This is a genomic window from Bradyrhizobium sp. CSA112 (assembly GCF_029051645.1).
Classification (GTDB): Bacteria; Pseudomonadota; Alphaproteobacteria; order Rhizobiales; family Xanthobacteraceae; genus Bradyrhizobium.
Map to the genome: position 1 here is coordinate 208,338 of NZ_JAACFS010000004.1, position 15,297 is coordinate 223,634.

The window sequence follows — 15,297 nt, forward strand, 5'->3', positions numbered from 1 at the left end:
CGCGAGAGTATTCCGCTGCATGGCCGTTACGGATTGCAATGCCCTCCCCCGCGCTTCGCGCTTCACGACCGTCTCCATCGCGGTGCTCGCGATTGTTCTCACCGTTCCTCTCGGCGGCTGTTCGTTCGACCTGGGGTCATGGGGATCGGACAAGGAAAAGCCACAGGCCGTCGAGCAGAAGCCGACCGGCACGATCAGCGGACAAAGCGTCAACGACGCTCAGGGCAATGCTGCGCGCGGCCAGGCTCTCGCCAAATCCGGCAAGACCGAAGAAGCGCTCGCAGAATTCGAGCGCGCGCTCGCCCTCGATCCCTACAACGTGCCGGCCCTGTACGGCCGCGGGCTGATCTATCAAGCTGACAAGCAGCATGAGCAGGCGATCGCGGATTTCACGGCAGCCAACGGCCTGACGCCGCAACGGGTCGAGCCGCTGCTGGCCCGTGCAACCAGCTACCTCGCTATCGACAAGGCGAAGGAGGCCGCGTCTGATCTCGACGAAGCGGTGCAGGCCGACCCCAACAGCGCGCCGGCCTGGTCGGCTCGCGGCGTCACCTATGAGCGGCTCGGCGACAAGGCCAAGGCGTTCACGTCCTACGGCCGTGCGCTCGCGCTACGCCCCAAGGACGAAACCGCGCGAAGCGGCCTCGCGCGCACCGGCGGCTAGGCCGCCCCGGTTTCGATTGAATTGGATCTGGCTTCAGCTCTGCGTGATGCGCCTTCTTCGCCTAGCGCGGAAGCCACCCCGGATCAATCCAAGGGCAGCCACGTCTCGAAGACGCCATCAACTATTTCGGTATCACCGCGTGGAAGATCGACTTGGCGGTCGACAGCGCGTCCTCGGCAGCCGCCGTGGCGCGTTCGCGCACGGAAGGCTCCGCAACTTCGGCACGCAGATCGAGCGGGCGAGAGACCGGAATCTCGGCGGGCGGGGTTGGACGGTTCGGGTCGACGGCCTCGGCATAAGGCGGCCGCGCCCGCGACGAAGCCTGACCAAAGGGCTCGCCGGCCGGCGAGCCCGAGACCATGATCGGCGGCGGCAGCGGACGAAGCGCAGGCGCATTCACGGCGGCAGGCGCATTGGCAACCGCGGGTGCATTCGCTACCGCCGGTGCATTCGCTACCACGGGCGCACTCGCAACCGCGGGCGCACTCGCAACTCTGGGCGCCTCAGGAGTGCGGGCGGTCTCGGAGGCCCGCGGCGAGGTTTCGCGCAGGCGCTCGATCGCAGCGCGCGCCAGATCGTTGGCATCGCGGCGTTCATCCGGCGCAACCGCACTCTCGACCGGGGGGGCGGGTGCTGCCGCGGCAACCGGAGCCGTCGAGGACGATGCCACGGGCTGCACGGGCGACGGCAGTATGACCCTGATCTTTTCCTTTTCGCGCGGCGCTGCGGCATGGCGGCGCTGGTCGGCCGGATTGCCCGCGGCATCGGCCGGGCTTTCGGCCGATTTCACGTCGGACTTGGTATCGGCGGACTTGGTATCGGCGGACTTGGTATCAGCCTTCTCTCTCGAGTCAGCCTTCTTAGCGTCAGCCTTCGCTTCGGTTTTCGCGTCGGCTTTTTCCTGGGCCCTTTCAACCACCGCCGGCCGTTCGGCAGCGGTCTTGTCCATGATGGCCTTCTCGGAGATTCCCCTTGCCTTGACGCCGGCGGCCGGAAGATTGCTGACACTGGCCGTGGCCTCGCCCGACTTGGTGTCCGGCGCCGCGTTGGCTTCGGATTTGGCTTCAGCCTTGCCTTCCCCCTTGGGGTTGGCTGCCGACACCGCGGCGGCGGGTGCGTCCGTGCCGGGCTTGGTCACGATGTAGTGGTTGACGATGTACGCCCCGATGACCGTCGCGGCCACCGAAGGGAAGATGTCCACCGCAAATTTCTTCAGGTAATTCAGCATTCCGGCCACTCCCCGCGGCCCTTTAATTGCTGGAACTTTGAGGCACATTGAGGGATCAACTGCGACGGATCGGTGGCAATTCAGCAGTTCCCGTGCAGGTCGGACGATATGGGCTTGGGATCGGCTAAAATTGCCTGATCAGTCCCGGCCAGGGCGAGGCCGGAAACGGCCTGGAACCCGCGGCTAGGTGGTCACGGGCTTCAGTTCGACCTCCAGAAACACGATCTCGCTTGCCGTCTCGTTGAGCACGTCGTGCTGGACGCCGGCTTTCCGGAAATAGGATTTGCCGGCCCCGAGCTGCGCCTTGGTGCGTTCGCCGCTCGGCGCCACGATGGTCATCTCGCCCGAGGTCACCGGCACGATCACGTAATCCATCTCGTGGGTGTGATGGCCGGTGGCGCTGCCCGGCGCCAGCCGCCATTCGGTGACGCGGACTTCTGATGTGTCGACCTGAACGTCGGATTTGGCGGCAAGCATTTCATTCGTCTCCGATTACGGCACGAACACCATAAACACGAACACGGCAAACACCACCATGTGCACCAGCCCGAACAGGATGTTGGTACGGCCGGTGCCGAAGGTGAGCATGCTCAGGAAGAACGTGAGCAGTAGCAGTACCATGCCCTGACCGTTGAGGCCGAGCACGAGTTCCTTGTCGAGCACGGCGGTGGCCAGGCCGACCGCGGGAATAGTCAGCCCGATGGTCGCCAGCGACGATCCGAGCGCGAGATTGATGCTCTTCTGCAGATCGTTGTTGCGCGCGGCTGCAATAGCGGTGACCCCCTCCGGAAGCAGGATGAGGACCGCGACCAGCACGCCCGCGAACGCCGGTGGGGCGCCGATCATCGCGGTTACGACATCGACCACGAGCGAAAATTTCTTCGCCAGAAGCACCACGGCAAGCAGGGAGATAAGCAGCAGCGCGACGCTGAGCGCCAGCATCCGGTTCGACAGGGATGAGGTTTCGGTAGCAGCATCGGCGCCTCCCTTGATGAAATAGTCGCTATGCCGGATCGTCTGGGTATATAGGAACACGCCGTAGAGCATGAGCGTGACCAGGTCTACAAAGCCAAGCTGCGCCGACGAATAGATCGGCCCGGGCGCCGTCAGCGTATAATTGGGCATGATCAGCGTAATGGTCGCCAGCACGAACAGCACGCTGAGATAAAGGTTGGCGCCGGAGACCTGGAAATCCTGCTCGCGGTAGCGCAAGCCCCCGATGAAGATACACAGGCCCACGAGGCCGTTGCACACGATCATCACCACCGCAAACACCGTATCGCGCGCCAACGCGGGCTGCGGCTTTTCGCCGAGCATGATGGTGGCAATCAGCGCGACCTCGATGATGGTGACCGCAAGCGTCAGTACCAGCGTGCCGTAGGGTTCGCCGATCCGCTCGGCGATCACCTCAGCATGATGCACGGCTGCGAATACGGTGCCGAACAGGATCGCCAGCAGCACGGCCGCGAACAACAGCCCGCCAACTGACGGCGTAAAGCTGAGCTCAAGGCCGGTGGCCGCGCCGAACAGCAGCATTGCCAGCGCCGGGAATATCCAGGCCGATTTCGGCATCGGTCCGTGTGCGCTCATGCAGTCAACTCCCCAATGGGTCGTGGGACACAAGATGCGTCCACGAGGGCATCCATCACCCCCTTGCAAGGTTGATGAAATTTCGTGCGATTTCAATCGCGCCGAAATTGTCCAGATCGTTGTGACCGCCGCGGGCAAGGCGGACAAACCGTTTCGGCTCGTTCGCCAGCGCAAACAGCCGTTCACCGAACGTAACAGGTATCGTGAGATCGAGCGCGCCATGCATCACGAGCAGCGGGACCTTGACCCTCGCGATCTGCGCGTCGGAACGGAACTGATCCCGCATCAATAGACGCACCGGCGCGAACCAGTATGCCGACGCGGCGACGTCCACGATCGAGGTGTAGGCTGATTCCAGAATCAGCTTTCCGATCGGCTGTTCAGCCGCCAGCGAAACGGCAACGCCGGTACCGAGTGAGAATCCCCATGCGACGATTTTGTCCGCGCGGTATCGCGCGGCTGTGAAGGCATAGGCTGCCGCGGCGTCCTGCAGCAATCCTTCCTCGCTCGGCTGCCCGCTCGAGCCGGCATAGCCACGATAGGAAAGCGCGACGATGCCCATCCCGTCGGCGATCAGGTCGCGAAAGCGGCCGAAGAAGCCGGCGAGATAATCGCCGTTGCCGTGAAAATAGAGAATGACCGGACGGCCCGGCTTGGCCGGAACGTGCCAGACGATGACCTTCTCGCCGTCAGCCGTAGTCAGGGTGTGCTCTTCCGCTTCCGGAAAGCCGGCCGTTAGTGGCGTCGTGCGAGCGGTCGTCGGGGCAGGAAACAGCACTGCGCGTTGCGCGAAGAACAGCGCAAGCAGTCCGCAGACATAACCGGCTGAGACGATGATGAGCAGCCATTTCAAGGTGGTCATGACTCTGCGATGCTTACAGGCAACATTGCCTATCGGCCAGTGTGATCTCGCAGGTTACTACAACACGCTCGCTAGCACGACTTCACGGATCACCCGGATCGGCGGCATCCACTGATTCCCGTCATTGTAGTTACCAGCCGTAATAGCTAGCGAAAGGTCGAGTTCAGGAAACACGAATAGTCTCTGCCGCCAGTGCTAGGCCGTAAAGCAGACGGAGAACGCTCTTGGTGACGGAGCGCAGATCGTGCAGCGTATCCGGCCCGAACGTGACGCGGCCGATGGAGCGACCCCAGTTTTCGTCTTCGCCGTCGAAATAGCGCTCGAACACCAGCTTGCCGCGACGCGCGACAACAACACTGTGCAAACCCCAAATGCGCCGGTCGGCAATCAGTCCATCGAGGCGCGATTCGATATCGGGAGCAAAGCCTGTTTCAGTTGGCGGTGCCTTACGCCATTCGAATGCCACTGCCGAGAGCGGACAGATGACGGCACTGCCGACAGTCGCCGCGGCGCCGATGATCATCTGACGACGCGCGAACATGGTGCCCCGGTCCGTTACATCCCCTTGACGATGTTCTCGGTGACCTTCTTGGCGTCGCCGAGCAGCATCATGGTGTTGTCGCGATAGAACAGCGGATTGTCGATGCCGGCATAGCCTGATGCCAGCGAGCGCTTGATGAACATCACGGTGCCGGCCTTCCAGACCTGCAAGACCGGCATGCCATAGATCGGCGAGGTCTTGTCTTCCTCGGCGGCCGGGTTGGTGACGTCGTTGGCGCCGATCACGAAGGCGATGTCGGCCTGCGCGAATTCGGAGTTGATGTCCTCGAGCTCGAACACCTCGTCATAGGGCACGTTGGCTTCCGCCAGCAGCACGTTCATGTGGCCGGGCATGCGGCCGGCGACCGGGTGGATGGCGTACTTCACCTCGACGCCCTCCTTCTTCAGGAGGTCGCCCATTTCGCGCAGCGCGTGCTGGGCCTGCGCCACCGCCATGCCGTAGCCGGGCACGATGATCACCTTCTGCGCGTTCTTCATGATGAAGGCGGCGTCGTCGGCCGAGCCGAGCTTGGCGGGCTTCTGCTCACCGCCGCCCCCGCCGGCCGCGGCAGTTTCGCCGCCGAAGCCGCCGAGGATGACCGAGATGAAGGAACGGTTCATCGCGTGGCACATGATGTAGGACAGGATCGCACCCGAGGAACCGACCAGCGCGCCGGTGATGATCAGCGCGGAGTTGCCGAGCGTGAAACCGATGCCGGCGGCGGCCCAGCCGGAATAGGAGTTCAGCATCGAGATCACGACCGGCATATCGGCGCCGCCGATCGGGATGATCATGAGCACGCCAAGCACCAAGGCGATGATGGTGATCAGCCAGAAGTCGAGCGCGCTGCCGGAGCGGACCAGGCCGAAAATGAAGAACACCAGCGCCAGCGCCAGCGCGATGTTGATGATGTGCCGGCCGGGCAGGATGATCGGCGCACCGCTCATGCGTGCGGAAAGCTTCAGGAACGCGATCACGGAGCCGGTGAAGGTCAGCGCGCCGATGGCGACGCCGAGCGACATTTCGACCAGGCTGGATGCGTGAATGGCGCCGGGCTTGCCGATGTCGAAGGCCTCGGGCGCGTAGAACGCGCCGGCGGCGACCAGCACCGCGGCCATGCCGACCAGCGAGTGGAAGGCCGCGACCAGTTCCGGCATCGACGTCATCGGCACCCGCCGCGCGATCACAGCGCCGATGCTGCCGCCAATGGCGATGCCGAGCACGACCAGCAGCCAGGCCACGCCGTCAGCCGGCGGATGGCTCGCGAGCGTCGTGCCGATCGCGATCGCCATGCCGATCATGCCGAACAGATTGCCCTGGCGTGACGTAGCGGGGCTGGACAGTCCGCGCAGCGACAGGATGAAGAGCACGCCCGCCACGAGATAAAGAACTGCTGCCAGATTGGCGTTCATCTCAGGTCCCCATTGTCTTCGTCACCCGCGAGGTGCACGCCGTCATTTCACTTGGCCTTCTTCTTGTACATCGCCAGCATGCGCTGGGTGACAAGGAAGCCGCCGAAGATATTCACACAGGCAAAGATCAGCGCGATGAAGCCGAAGCCGCGTGCCCAGCCGCTGCCGCTCGAGATCATCGGCACACCGACCGCCAGCAGCGCGCCGACCACGATCACCGAGGAGATCGCGTTGGTCACCGACATCAGCGGCGTATGCAGCGCTGGCGTCACCGACCAGACCACGAAGTAGCCGACGAAGACGGCGAGGACGAAAATCGACAGCCGGAAGACGAAGGGATCGACGGCCTGCGCGATATGATCCATGGCGGCTCTCCTTATTTCGGCTGGAAGTTCGGGTGGATGACGGCGCCGTCCTTGGTCAGCATGGTGGCTTTCACCAGTTCGTCATCCCAATTGACCGCGAGCGACTTGTTGGCCTTGTCGACCATGGTCTCGATGAACGAGAACAGGTTGCGGGCATAAAGGCTGGAAGCCGACTGCGCGACGCGGCCGGCGACGTTGGTGTAGCCGACGATCTTGATGCCATCGACATCGACGACCTCACCGGCCTTGGCGCCCTCGACGTTGCCGCCGCGCTCGACGGCGAGGTCGACCAGCACCGATCCCGGCTTCATCGACTTGACCATCTCGGCGCTGACGAGCATCGGCGCCGGCCGGCCCGGGATCAGGGCCGTGGTGATGACGATGTCCTGCTTCTTGACATGCTCGGCGGTGAGTGCCGCCTGCTTGGCCTGATACTCTTTCGACATTTCCTTGGCGTAGCCGCCGGCGGTCTGCGCGTTCTTGAACTCCTCGTCCTCGACCGCGAGGAATTTGGCGCCAAGGGATTCGACCTGCTCTTTGGTGGCCGGGCGCACGTCGGTTGCGGTGACGACGGCACCAAGCCGGCGCGCGGTCGCGATCGCCTGCAGGCCGGCGACGCCGACGCCCATCACGAACACCTTCGCGGCCGGAACCGTGCCGGCCGCAGTCATCATCATCGGGAAGGCGCGGCCAAAGGATTCGGCCGCCTCGATCACCGCGCGATAGCCGGCGAGGTTCGCTTGGCTGGACAACACGTCCATCACCTGTGCGCGCGTAATGCGCGGCATCAATTCCATCGCAAACGCCGAGACACCGGCATCCGCGATCGTCTTCAGCGCCGCTTCATTGCCGTAGGGGTCCATGATCGCGATGACGAGCGCGCCGCGCTTGTACTTGGCAAGCTCGCTGGCCTCGGGCCGCTTCACCTTGATGATAATGTCGGCGTCCTTCAGCGCGTCCGCGCTGACGGTGGCGCCGACAGCGGTGAATTCGGAATCCGGCAGGCCCGACTTGATGCCCGCACCCGGCTCGATCGCGACTTCGGCGCCGATCGCCTTATATTTCTTCACGGTGTCGGGGGAAGCGGCGACTCGCGGTTCAGACGGATCGATTTCCTTGGCAACGGCAATCTTCATGAGCCCTCCCCGCTGCGCGGCAGGCGCGCGCAAGCAAACTAGCGTCTTTTTCGCTTAGCTGGATACCGGTTTCGCAACCGGCATGCGTGCAATTTCCGGCCACCGCCCGATATCGGCGGTGCGGGCAGTGAGGTGTCAGGTGAGGAAGTAGCCCATCAGGGCGACGATGATCACGACGGCGACGGTGCCGTATTTAACCAGCATGATGAAACCTTCATAGGTCTGCTCATGGGCCTCGTAGTCGTTGCCGTCAGCGGTCGTGTAGGCCACTTCGTTATGGTCTGCCATCGGTATCCCCAGTCAAAATCCGCGTTTCTCGCGTGCAATTACCGCAAAGCGTTTGGGAGGGCAACGGCCCCCTGCCTATCGGGTCATTCGGAAGGCCAATTATCCCGGATCCAGCGGGTCAGGCTTTCTTCGCTGACCTCGCCTGCAGCGAGGGAGAGGATGATGGCCGTCGCATGCGCCGGGTCGGGCGCAAAGGGTATGTCATTGCTGCGCAGGAAAACCATCATGGCGTGGAACGCGATGCGCTTGTTGCCGTCCACGAATGCATGGTTGCGGGCAAGACCGAACGCATAGGCGGCGGCGAGTGCAGCCATATCCGTCTGCCCGTCATTCCATCGGTTAGCTGACCGCAAAACCGCCAACTCGAGAAGGCCACGATGCCGAATGCCTTCTGGTCCACCGAATATCGCCAGTTGCTCGGCATGCATGTCGATGATTTCATCGACATCGAGCCGGATTGGCTCACTCATTTTGCAAGCGCTGCAAACGTATCGCGATATTCGTGCATGACCTGGCGGGCGATTTCCATGGTTCGCGCGTGCTTTGGGTTGAATGGCGAAAGCCGCAGACTGCCGTCCGGTTGCTCGACCGGATAGAACTTGTCCCCCTCCTTGAGATTAAGCCGGGCAAGAAGCTCCTTCGGCAGGATGACACCAACCGAATTGCCAATCTTCCGAATTTGAAGGGCGGTGTCCTCCAGCTTGTAGTCGCGAGAGGCCTCTTCCATGCCGCGAGGGGTTTTGTTCATAGCACCAGCTCCGTTATACGATATGTATAACAACCTCTGCCGATCCGTTCAACAAATGTTTTACGCCCAGTTCCCGCGGGACCGCCGGATCTTCAGCAGGATTTCGCTGGAGCCGGCGGTTACCGGCCTCGCTTGAAAGCGCTATCCGAGCACGAAGTCGAAACGCCCGGCGAGCCAGCCGGCGTTCTTGGCCGTGCGCACCAGCAATTCCTTGCGAAACAGGCCGTCAGTGCGGTTCAGCGCTTCGCCCGGGAAATAGAGCTGGGTGGTCAGCACGCGGCCGCCACCCGGCTGCACCTTCACGTGGATATGGCGTGTACGGCCGACATAGGCGCCGGGCACGATGCTGCGCAACCGGTAGCGCCCTTCCGCATCAGCGAACTGGTGACCGCGCAAGCGAAAACCGGAATTGTCATATCGGCCCTTGTCGTCGGCCTGCCAGAAATCCAGCAAGGCTCCGGCGATTGGTTTGCAGGCACGGGTAAGAACGAAGCCGACCAGCTCGATCGGCTGCCCGGCCATGCCTTCTTCGAGCAGTTCGATCCGCTCAGGCGATGACGGCTTGAAAAATGGCCCTTCGGTCTGCGGCAATGTTGCCGCTTCGCCATCATGGCATTCGGGCGTGGGTGCAAGCGGGGCCTGGGCCATGCTGCCATCGACCATGAGCAGCGAACCGGCTGCGAAGACGCCCGCTCCAAGTACAACGCGCCGCGTCGGGGTGTCGATCATGGGGCACTCCCCTTCTGTCGTCACCGTCATCATGTAGGGCGACGGCGGCAAAAATTGTGTCCGCGGCTCATCACAAATCCGTTTGGTGGCCGCCGGCGCCCCGGTTAGCCCATCGCTTCCAGTTCGTCGATCATGCCTGCGATGACCGACAGCCCGCCGTCCCAGAATTTGGGATCCCTGGCATCGAGCCCGAACGGCTTCAGCAGTTCGGAATAGTGCTTGGTGCCGCCGGCCGAGAGCATGGCGAGATAGCGCTCGGCAAAGCCTTCGGAGGCGTTCTCGTAGACCGCGTAGAGCGAGTTCACCAGGCAGTCGCCGAACGCATAGGCGTAAACGTAGAACGGCGAATGGATGAAGTGCGGAATGTACATCCAGAAATTCTCATAGCCCGGGCGGATATCAATGGCCGGGCCAAGGCTTTCGCCCTGCACGCTGAGCCAGATCTGGCCGATACGCTCCGCCGTCAATTCACCGTTCTTGCGTTCGGTATGAATGGCCCGCTCGAACGAATAGAATGCGATCTGCCGCACCACGGTGTTGATCATGTCCTCGACCTTGCCGGCGAGCAGCGCCTGGCGCTGTTTGGCGTTCTTGGTCTGCGACAACAGCCGCTTGAAGGTCAGCATTTCGCCGAACACGCTCGCAGTCTCCGCAAGCGTCAGCGGTGTCGGCGCCATCAGCGCACCGTTTTTCGCCGCCAGCACCTGGTGCACGCCATGGCCGAGTTCGTGCGCCAGCGTCATCACATCGCGCGGCTTGCCCTGGTAATTCATCAGCACATAGGGATGCGCGGACGGCGTGGTCGGGTGCGAGAACGCGCCCGGCGCCTTACCCGGCCGTACCGGCGCATCGATCCAGCGATCGTTGAAGAAACGCTCCGCGATCGCGGCCATTTCGGCGGAGAAGCCGCGATACGCCGTCAGCACCATTTTCTGCGCCTCGGGCCAGGCGATCGTGCCGGTCGCAGCAAACGGCAGCGGCGCATTGCGGTCCCAATGCGCGAGCTTCTTCTTTTTGAACCAGCCGGCCTTCAGATTGTAATAGCGGTGCGACAGCCGCGGATAGGCCGCGCGAACCGAGCCGACCAGAGCATCGACGACCTCGCGCTCGACACGGTTGTTCAGGTGGCGCGAATCCGCGACATCCTGGAAACCGCGCCAGCGATCGGAAATCTCCTTGTCCTTGGCGAGTGTGTTGGTGATGAGCGCAAAGGTCCGCTCATTTTCCTTGAACGTCTTCGCCAGCGCTTGGCCGGCGGCCTTGCGCTTTTCCGGCGCGCGGTCCTGCAGCAGGTTGAGCGTCGGCTCGATCGCGAGCTCCTTGCCGGCGACCTTGAAGCGCAGGCCGGAGATGGTCTGGTCGAACAGCCGATTCCAGGCGGCATAACCGCTCTGGGACTTCTCGTGAAACAACTGCTCGACGCGATCCTCGAGCTGATACGGCTTGTCCTTGCGCAGATCCTCGATCCACGGCCGGTAATGCCCGAGCTCCGGCGTCTGCATCGCGCGCTCGATGACGGCATCGTCGATGCGATTAAGTTCGAGCGCGAAGAACAGGAGATGCAGCGAGGCCGCCGTCAGCCGCTCGGAGACGTCGCCATAAAACTTGGAGATCGCGGGATCGACGCTGTCGCCGGCATGAACAAGGCCGGCATAGGAGCCGAGCCGGCCGGCGAGATCGTCGATCGCCTCGTAACGCCTGACGGCTTCGGCGAGCCAGCGGCCGCCATCGTCCTCAGCGAGGCCTTCCGCCAACTTGCCCTTGTAGTCCGTCTCAAACGCAACGCAGTCGGCATCCATCTTTTGCAGATCGCGGGCGATCTCAGACGCGGCGATACCGGAATAGAGATCGGACAGGTTCCATTCCGGCAGTTTGCCGGTTTTGGATTTAGCTGTGGTCACCTTGCTGCTGGTGGCGGGCTTGCGGGACGACTTGCCGGCTCGGGAGGTCGCAGATTTTGCGCGCATGACACTTTCAAAATTCGGAGGTGATCAGGAAATCGGCGGGAAGATTCAGGCGAAAGCCACAAGCTGCGGTACAAACTGGACGAACAACTCTTCGCCCTCAGCGAGCAGGTCTGCTTTTTCGTGGATCGTAGTGCGGATCGCACACCACAATGTGATCACCCGTACCATAAGCCAGGAGGTCGAAGGGACGGCGGCCCTTGCGTGCAGCGCAACAAGGTCCAGGTTGCGGTGCTCGAACAGAAGCCGTCCGAATCCGTCCTCCAGGATGTAACGTCCCCTGATTCGGGATACGCACAACTCACAGGCCTGATCCGGCAGCGGGCTCAGCAGATAGAACTGGGCGTCGCCGTTCTCTGTCATGCCGGCTTCCCATTCGCGTCCGGTCCCCGGCGCAGTCGCCGGCCTCAGCGCCGCCAAGATGGTGCTCAGCTCTCTTTCACTCCATTCGCCGGTGTTCTGTTTGCGCTCGAACGCCACGACGCTCATTTGCTTTCCGCTCCGAACAGCAGCCGGTGCAATTCCGGCTCGTAGTACATTAACAAATGCTTAGCGAAGGCTGTTTGTTCAATGCCTAGTTCGTTGGCCCATGCCCCCATGATTTCAATTGGAACTCGGCTGAAGCCGTTCTCGACCTGTGAGATGAAAGTGTAGTACTTCAGGCCAAGACGTACAGCGAGATCTGCCTGCGACAATTCGGCATCCGCCCTGCGCTGCTTGAGCCAATCCCCAGCCAGTTTCCGCAATTGCTTGGCGTCCGGCGCAGCCTTGCCCGCAAGACGTTCAGCGAAAACGTCTTGATGTTTTCCTCGTTTCATGATTACTAAACTATCTAGAGTGAATGCCCGGGTAGGTGATGTTCCCTACCACAATCTCAGCTCGCGAATAAGAATCCCGATGGCTTTCTTAGACCGCAGTCAGCTTGTTGAGACAAACGCCCGGCCCCCCGCGGCTCGCGGCAAGGAGTTGTTTGCCGGCATCCTGCTTGTGGCGCTGCTAGCGACTGTGGGAATCCGGAACGTGGTGCCGGTGGATGCCTTGGCACCCGCGATCGTCACCCTGCTCTTTGGCGTTGCCGCGTTGACGGCCGGCTTCGCGCTGCTCTGCCGGCGCGACCGATTCCGCATCATGTGGTTCGACCTGGCCGGAAGCCTGACCTTCATCGGCGTCGTCCTGTCCGTTCTGATCGAGCCGGACCAGATGGTCAGGCTCTTCGCCCTCTCGGATCAACCTGAGTAACGGGAAAGCATTTTTCCGCAGTCTGACTGCGTCTTTTTCTACGCACATCCAAGCCCGGGCCCCTCTGGCAGTTCAAGCGAACTGCGATGTCGGATTGGACCTTCAACGGAGTGGCCCGGATGCTGGAACTAATCTCCTCAGAACACCTGACAGCGCTTTTCCAAGTCATCATGATCGACCTGGTGCTCGCTGGTGATAACGCGATCGTCATCGGGCTTGCAGCCGCAGGCCTCCCCGAGGGCCAGCGCAAGAAGGCGATTCTGATTGGCATATTGGCGGCCACGGCGCTGCGCATCGGCTTCGCCTCCGTCACGGTGCAGCTGCTGCAGATCATCGGACTGTTGCTCGCCGGCGGCATTCTCCTGCTCTGGGTGTGCTGGAAGATGTGGCGCGAACTGCGTGCGTCGCATCATCACGAACCGAAAATCCAGAGTCTCTCAGCCGCAAGCGCGATGGATGCGTCAGCCACGGGCGGCCATCACAAGACACTCGGCCAGGCCGTATGGCAGATCACGCTCGCCGACGTGTCGATGTCACTCGACAACGTGCTCGCCGTCGCGGGCGCTGCGCGCGAGCATCCGATGATTCTGATATTCGGCTTGATGCTTTCCATCGCGCTGATGGGGCTCGCCGCCAACTTCATCGCGCGCCTCCTGGAGAAGCAGCGCTGGATCGCCTATGTCGGCCTCGCGATCATCCTCTATGTGGCCCTGGACATGTGCTATCGCGGCGCGCTGGAGGTATGGCCCCACCTCAACGTCTAGCTGCTCCTCAACTTCGCCGTTCTCAACGATTAAGGGTGCGTTAATCGGCATCGGCGAAAGTGCCCCGATTCGATACAATTCAGTAGCGTGCGGGGAGAGCCATGGCTGCCACCATTTTGATTGCCGACGACGACGCAGTGCAGCGCCGTTTGGTTGAAAACATGGTGCAGAAGTGCGGCTATGAGCCCCTCGCCGTCGATAGCGGCGATGCAGCCGTGGCATTGCTGACCGCTCCGGATGCGCAGGCGATCGACGCGGTCGTGCTCGACCTCGTCATGCCCGGCCTCGACGGGCTCGGCGTGCTGGCAAAAATGCGTGAAGCCGGCCTCAGCATCCCCGTCATCGTGCAGACCGCGCATGGCGGCATCGACAACGTGGTTTCGGCGATGCGCGCCGGCGCGCAGGATTTCGTGGTCAAGCCGGTCGGCTTGGAACGGCTGCAGGTGTCGCTGCGCAACGCGCTCAACGCCTCTGCGCTCAAGGGCGAACTGCAGCGCATCCGCCATAGCCGCGAAGGCCGGCTGACCTTTGCCGACATCATCACGCGCAGCGAAACGATGGCGGCCGTACTGCGCACCGCGCAGAAGGCGGCCACCTCAAGCATTCCGGTACTGATCGAGGGCGAGTCCGGCGTCGGCAAGGAATTGTTCGCCCGCGCCATCCACGGCTCCGGCGACCGCAAGTCCAAGCCCTTCGTTGCGGTCAATTGCGGCGCCATCCCCGACAATCTCGTTGAATCGATTCTGTTCGGTCACGAGAAGGGCGCCTTCACTGGCGCCACCGAACGCCACATGGGCAAGTTCGTGGAAGCCTCAGGCGGCACGCTGTTTCTCGACGAGGTCGGCGAGTTGCCGCTGGCGGCGCAGGTAAAGCTGCTGCGCGCGCTGCAGGAAGGCACGGTCGAGGCGGTCGGTGGCCGCAAGCCGGTGAAGGTCGACGTCCGCATCATTTCCGCGACCAACCGCAAGCTGCTTGACCTCGTGAAGAGCGGCGCATTCCGCGAGGATCTGTTCTACCGGCTTCACGTGCTGCCGCTGACGATCCCGCCGCTGCGGATGCGGCGCGAAGACATTCCGCATCTGCTGCGCCACTTCCTGGCGCGCATTGCCGCCGAGGAAAACCGCATCATCACCGGCATAAGCGGAGAGGCGGTGGCCCATCTCGCGCAGCTCGATTGGCCCGGCAACATCCGCCAGCTCGAGAATACGGTGTATCGCGCCATCGTCATGAGCGAGAGCGACCAGCTCAGCCTGTCGGATTTCCCGCAGACAGTTGGCCAGGCCGTTCCGGACGGCCAGCTCCCGCACAGCGAACCGTTGGTCGTCGCGCCGTCGACAGCGCCCGCGATGGTTTCGGGTAGCGAAATACCGATAGCCCCGCTCGCAAATGCCGGCAACCTCGTGATGCTGACGGCGACCGGCGAGGTGCGGCCGCTCGAAGACATGGAAAACGAGATCATCCGCTTTGCGATCTCGCATTATCGCGGTCAGATGTCGGAGGTCGCGCGACGGCTCAAGATCGGCCGTTCCACGCTCTACCGCAAGCTCGATGAGGCGGCGGCCAACGACTCGGCCGAAGACGGCGCGCAGGACGCGAACTGAAACGCGGACGGGCATCGGGCGATTATGGCGCCGACGTGGCAAAGATCGTGGCAAACCAACGACATAAATCATTAGGAAGCTTTTGAACCGTGGCTTGGCGGTGACAGACAAATAGCGGGGAGCGTGGCAAAAACGCGTGACCCGGGTGCAAACGGGTAGTTTGAGG

19 protein-coding genes are annotated in these 15,297 nt (G+C 62.5%); 4 read left to right on the top strand and 15 right to left on the bottom strand.

Annotated elements, in window-relative coordinates; all coding sequences use genetic code 11:
* Positions 1–19 precede the first annotated feature (19 nt).
* A complete protein-coding gene (locus GWE18_RS10990; protein WP_275185778.1) occupies positions 20–664 on the top strand; it encodes a tetratricopeptide repeat protein in 645 nt (214 codons plus the stop codon).
* Positions 665–785: 121 nt separating this feature from the next.
* Here the strand turns inward: GWE18_RS10990 and GWE18_RS10995 are convergent, their stop codons facing one another.
* The 15 genes from GWE18_RS10995 to GWE18_RS11065 form a co-directional block, all read right to left on the bottom strand.
* Complete coding sequence (locus GWE18_RS10995; RefSeq protein WP_275185779.1) at positions 786–1,892, bottom strand: hypothetical protein; 1,107 nt, start codon at positions 1,890–1,892, stop codon at positions 786–788.
* Positions 1,893–2,075: 183 nt separating this feature from the next.
* Positions 2,076–2,369, bottom strand: coding sequence for a cupin domain-containing protein (locus GWE18_RS11000; protein WP_275185780.1), 294 nt, complete (start codon positions 2,367–2,369; stop codon positions 2,076–2,078).
* Positions 2,370–2,384: 15 nt separating this feature from the next.
* Positions 2,385–3,482 (bottom strand): ionic transporter y4hA, encoded by a 1,098-nt coding sequence (locus GWE18_RS11005; protein ID WP_275185781.1) that lies wholly within the window; start codon positions 3,480–3,482, stop codon positions 2,385–2,387.
* 55 nt (positions 3,483–3,537) lie between these two features.
* Positions 3,538–4,344, bottom strand: coding sequence for an alpha/beta hydrolase (locus GWE18_RS11010; protein ID WP_275185782.1), 807 nt, complete (start codon positions 4,342–4,344; stop codon positions 3,538–3,540).
* Between the two features lie 163 nt (positions 4,345–4,507).
* A complete protein-coding gene (locus tag GWE18_RS11015) occupies positions 4,508–4,867 on the bottom strand; it encodes a hypothetical protein (protein WP_275185783.1) in 360 nt (119 codons plus the stop codon).
* Positions 4,868–4,899: 32 nt separating this feature from the next.
* Positions 4,900–6,297, bottom strand: a complete 1,398-nt coding sequence (locus tag GWE18_RS11020) for an NAD(P)(+) transhydrogenase (Re/Si-specific) subunit beta (protein ID WP_275185784.1) — start codon at positions 6,295–6,297, stop codon at positions 4,900–4,902.
* 47 nt (positions 6,298–6,344) lie between these two features.
* The gene (locus GWE18_RS11025) at positions 6,345–6,662 is read right to left on the bottom strand and encodes a proton-translocating transhydrogenase family protein (RefSeq protein WP_212207652.1); all 318 of its coding nucleotides are present in this window, start codon (positions 6,660–6,662) and stop codon (positions 6,345–6,347) included.
* A gap of 11 nt (positions 6,663–6,673) precedes the next feature.
* On the bottom strand, positions 6,674–7,798 hold the full coding sequence (locus tag GWE18_RS11030; RefSeq protein WP_275185785.1) for a Re/Si-specific NAD(P)(+) transhydrogenase subunit alpha: 1,125 nt from the start codon (positions 7,796–7,798) through the stop codon (positions 6,674–6,676).
* Positions 7,799–7,933: 135 nt separating this feature from the next.
* Positions 7,934–8,086: an aa3-type cytochrome c oxidase subunit IV gene (locus GWE18_RS11035; RefSeq protein WP_057851891.1), complete on the bottom strand. Its 153-nt coding sequence runs from the start codon at positions 8,084–8,086 to the stop codon at positions 7,934–7,936.
* An 83-nt stretch (positions 8,087–8,169) separates the two neighbouring features.
* On the bottom strand, positions 8,170–8,556 hold the full coding sequence (locus GWE18_RS11040; RefSeq protein ID WP_275185786.1) for a type II toxin-antitoxin system death-on-curing family toxin: 387 nt from the start codon (positions 8,554–8,556) through the stop codon (positions 8,170–8,172).
* On the bottom strand, positions 8,553–8,813 hold the full coding sequence (locus GWE18_RS11045; RefSeq protein ID WP_057851889.1) for an AbrB/MazE/SpoVT family DNA-binding domain-containing protein: 261 nt from the start codon (positions 8,811–8,813) through the stop codon (positions 8,553–8,555). Before GWE18_RS11045 ends, GWE18_RS11040 begins: the two co-directional genes overlap by 4 nt.
* Positions 8,814–8,975: 162 nt before the next feature.
* The gene (locus GWE18_RS11050) at positions 8,976–9,596 is read right to left on the bottom strand and encodes an intradiol ring-cleavage dioxygenase (RefSeq protein WP_275185787.1); all 621 of its coding nucleotides are present in this window, start codon (positions 9,594–9,596) and stop codon (positions 8,976–8,978) included.
* A gap of 71 nt (positions 9,597–9,667) precedes the next feature.
* Positions 9,668–11,530, bottom strand: coding sequence for a M3 family oligoendopeptidase (locus GWE18_RS11055; RefSeq protein ID WP_275185788.1), 1,863 nt, complete (start codon positions 11,528–11,530; stop codon positions 9,668–9,670).
* Positions 11,531–11,575: 45 nt separating this feature from the next.
* Positions 11,576–12,016 (bottom strand): hypothetical protein, encoded by a 441-nt coding sequence (locus GWE18_RS11060; RefSeq protein WP_275185789.1) that lies wholly within the window; start codon positions 12,014–12,016, stop codon positions 11,576–11,578.
* Entirely contained in the window at positions 12,013–12,345 is a 333-nt protein-coding gene (locus GWE18_RS11065) for a helix-turn-helix transcriptional regulator (protein WP_275185790.1), read from the bottom strand. Before GWE18_RS11065 ends, GWE18_RS11060 begins: the two co-directional genes overlap by 4 nt.
* Positions 12,346–12,424: 79 nt before the next feature.
* Between GWE18_RS11065 and GWE18_RS11070 the strand changes: the two genes are divergently transcribed.
* The 3 genes from GWE18_RS11070 to GWE18_RS11080 all read left to right on the top strand — a co-directional run bounded on the left by GWE18_RS11070 (position 12,425) and on the right by GWE18_RS11080 (position 15,131).
* On the top strand, positions 12,425–12,766 hold the full coding sequence (locus tag GWE18_RS11070) for a hypothetical protein (RefSeq protein WP_275185791.1): 342 nt from the start codon (positions 12,425–12,427) through the stop codon (positions 12,764–12,766).
* A 119-nt stretch (positions 12,767–12,885) separates the two neighbouring features.
* Positions 12,886–13,530, top strand: coding sequence for a TerC family protein (locus GWE18_RS11075; RefSeq protein ID WP_275185792.1), 645 nt, complete (start codon positions 12,886–12,888; stop codon positions 13,528–13,530).
* Positions 13,531–13,631: 101 nt separating this feature from the next.
* Complete coding sequence (locus GWE18_RS11080) at positions 13,632–15,131, top strand: sigma-54 dependent transcriptional regulator (RefSeq protein WP_275185793.1); 1,500 nt, start codon at positions 13,632–13,634, stop codon at positions 15,129–15,131.
* Positions 15,132–15,297: the final 166 nt, after the last annotated feature.

Bases quoted from the DNA above. Each gene is read 5' to 3' on its own strand.
- GWE18_RS10990 (WP_275185778.1), top strand. From the start codon at position 20: ATGGCCGTTACGGATTGCAATGCCCTCCCCCGCGCTTCGCGCTTCACG.
- GWE18_RS10995 (WP_275185779.1), bottom strand. From the start codon at position 1,892: ATGCTGAATTACCTGAAGAAATTTGCGGTGGACATCTTCCCTTCGGTG.
- GWE18_RS11000 (WP_275185780.1), bottom strand. From the start codon at position 2,369: ATGCTTGCCGCCAAATCCGACGTTCAGGTCGACACATCAGAAGTCCGC.
- GWE18_RS11005 (WP_275185781.1), bottom strand. From the start codon at position 3,482: ATGAGCGCACACGGACCGATGCCGAAATCGGCCTGGATATTCCCGGCG.
- GWE18_RS11010 (WP_275185782.1), bottom strand. From the start codon at position 4,344: ATGACCACCTTGAAATGGCTGCTCATCATCGTCTCAGCCGGTTATGTC.
- GWE18_RS11015 (WP_275185783.1), bottom strand. From the start codon at position 4,867: ATGATCATCGGCGCCGCGGCGACTGTCGGCAGTGCCGTCATCTGTCCG.
- GWE18_RS11020 (WP_275185784.1), bottom strand. From the start codon at position 6,297: ATGAACGCCAATCTGGCAGCAGTTCTTTATCTCGTGGCGGGCGTGCTC.
- GWE18_RS11025 (WP_212207652.1), bottom strand. From the start codon at position 6,662: ATGGATCATATCGCGCAGGCCGTCGATCCCTTCGTCTTCCGGCTGTCG.
- GWE18_RS11030 (WP_275185785.1), bottom strand. From the start codon at position 7,798: ATGAAGATTGCCGTTGCCAAGGAAATCGATCCGTCTGAACCGCGAGTC.
- GWE18_RS11035 (WP_057851891.1), bottom strand. From the start codon at position 8,086: ATGGCAGACCATAACGAAGTGGCCTACACGACCGCTGACGGCAACGAC.
- GWE18_RS11040 (WP_275185786.1), bottom strand. From the start codon at position 8,556: ATGAGTGAGCCAATCCGGCTCGATGTCGATGAAATCATCGACATGCAT.
- GWE18_RS11045 (WP_057851889.1), bottom strand. From the start codon at position 8,813: ATGGAAGAGGCCTCTCGCGACTACAAGCTGGAGGACACCGCCCTTCAA.
- GWE18_RS11050 (WP_275185787.1), bottom strand. From the start codon at position 9,596: ATGATGACGGTGACGACAGAAGGGGAGTGCCCCATGATCGACACCCCG.
- GWE18_RS11055 (WP_275185788.1), bottom strand. From the start codon at position 11,530: ATGCGCGCAAAATCTGCGACCTCCCGAGCCGGCAAGTCGTCCCGCAAG.
- GWE18_RS11060 (WP_275185789.1), bottom strand. From the start codon at position 12,016: ATGAGCGTCGTGGCGTTCGAGCGCAAACAGAACACCGGCGAATGGAGT.
- GWE18_RS11065 (WP_275185790.1), bottom strand. From the start codon at position 12,345: ATGAAACGAGGAAAACATCAAGACGTTTTCGCTGAACGTCTTGCGGGC.
- GWE18_RS11070 (WP_275185791.1), top strand. From the start codon at position 12,425: ATGGCTTTCTTAGACCGCAGTCAGCTTGTTGAGACAAACGCCCGGCCC.
- GWE18_RS11075 (WP_275185792.1), top strand. From the start codon at position 12,886: ATGCTGGAACTAATCTCCTCAGAACACCTGACAGCGCTTTTCCAAGTC.
- GWE18_RS11080 (WP_275185793.1), top strand. From the start codon at position 13,632: ATGGCTGCCACCATTTTGATTGCCGACGACGACGCAGTGCAGCGCCGT.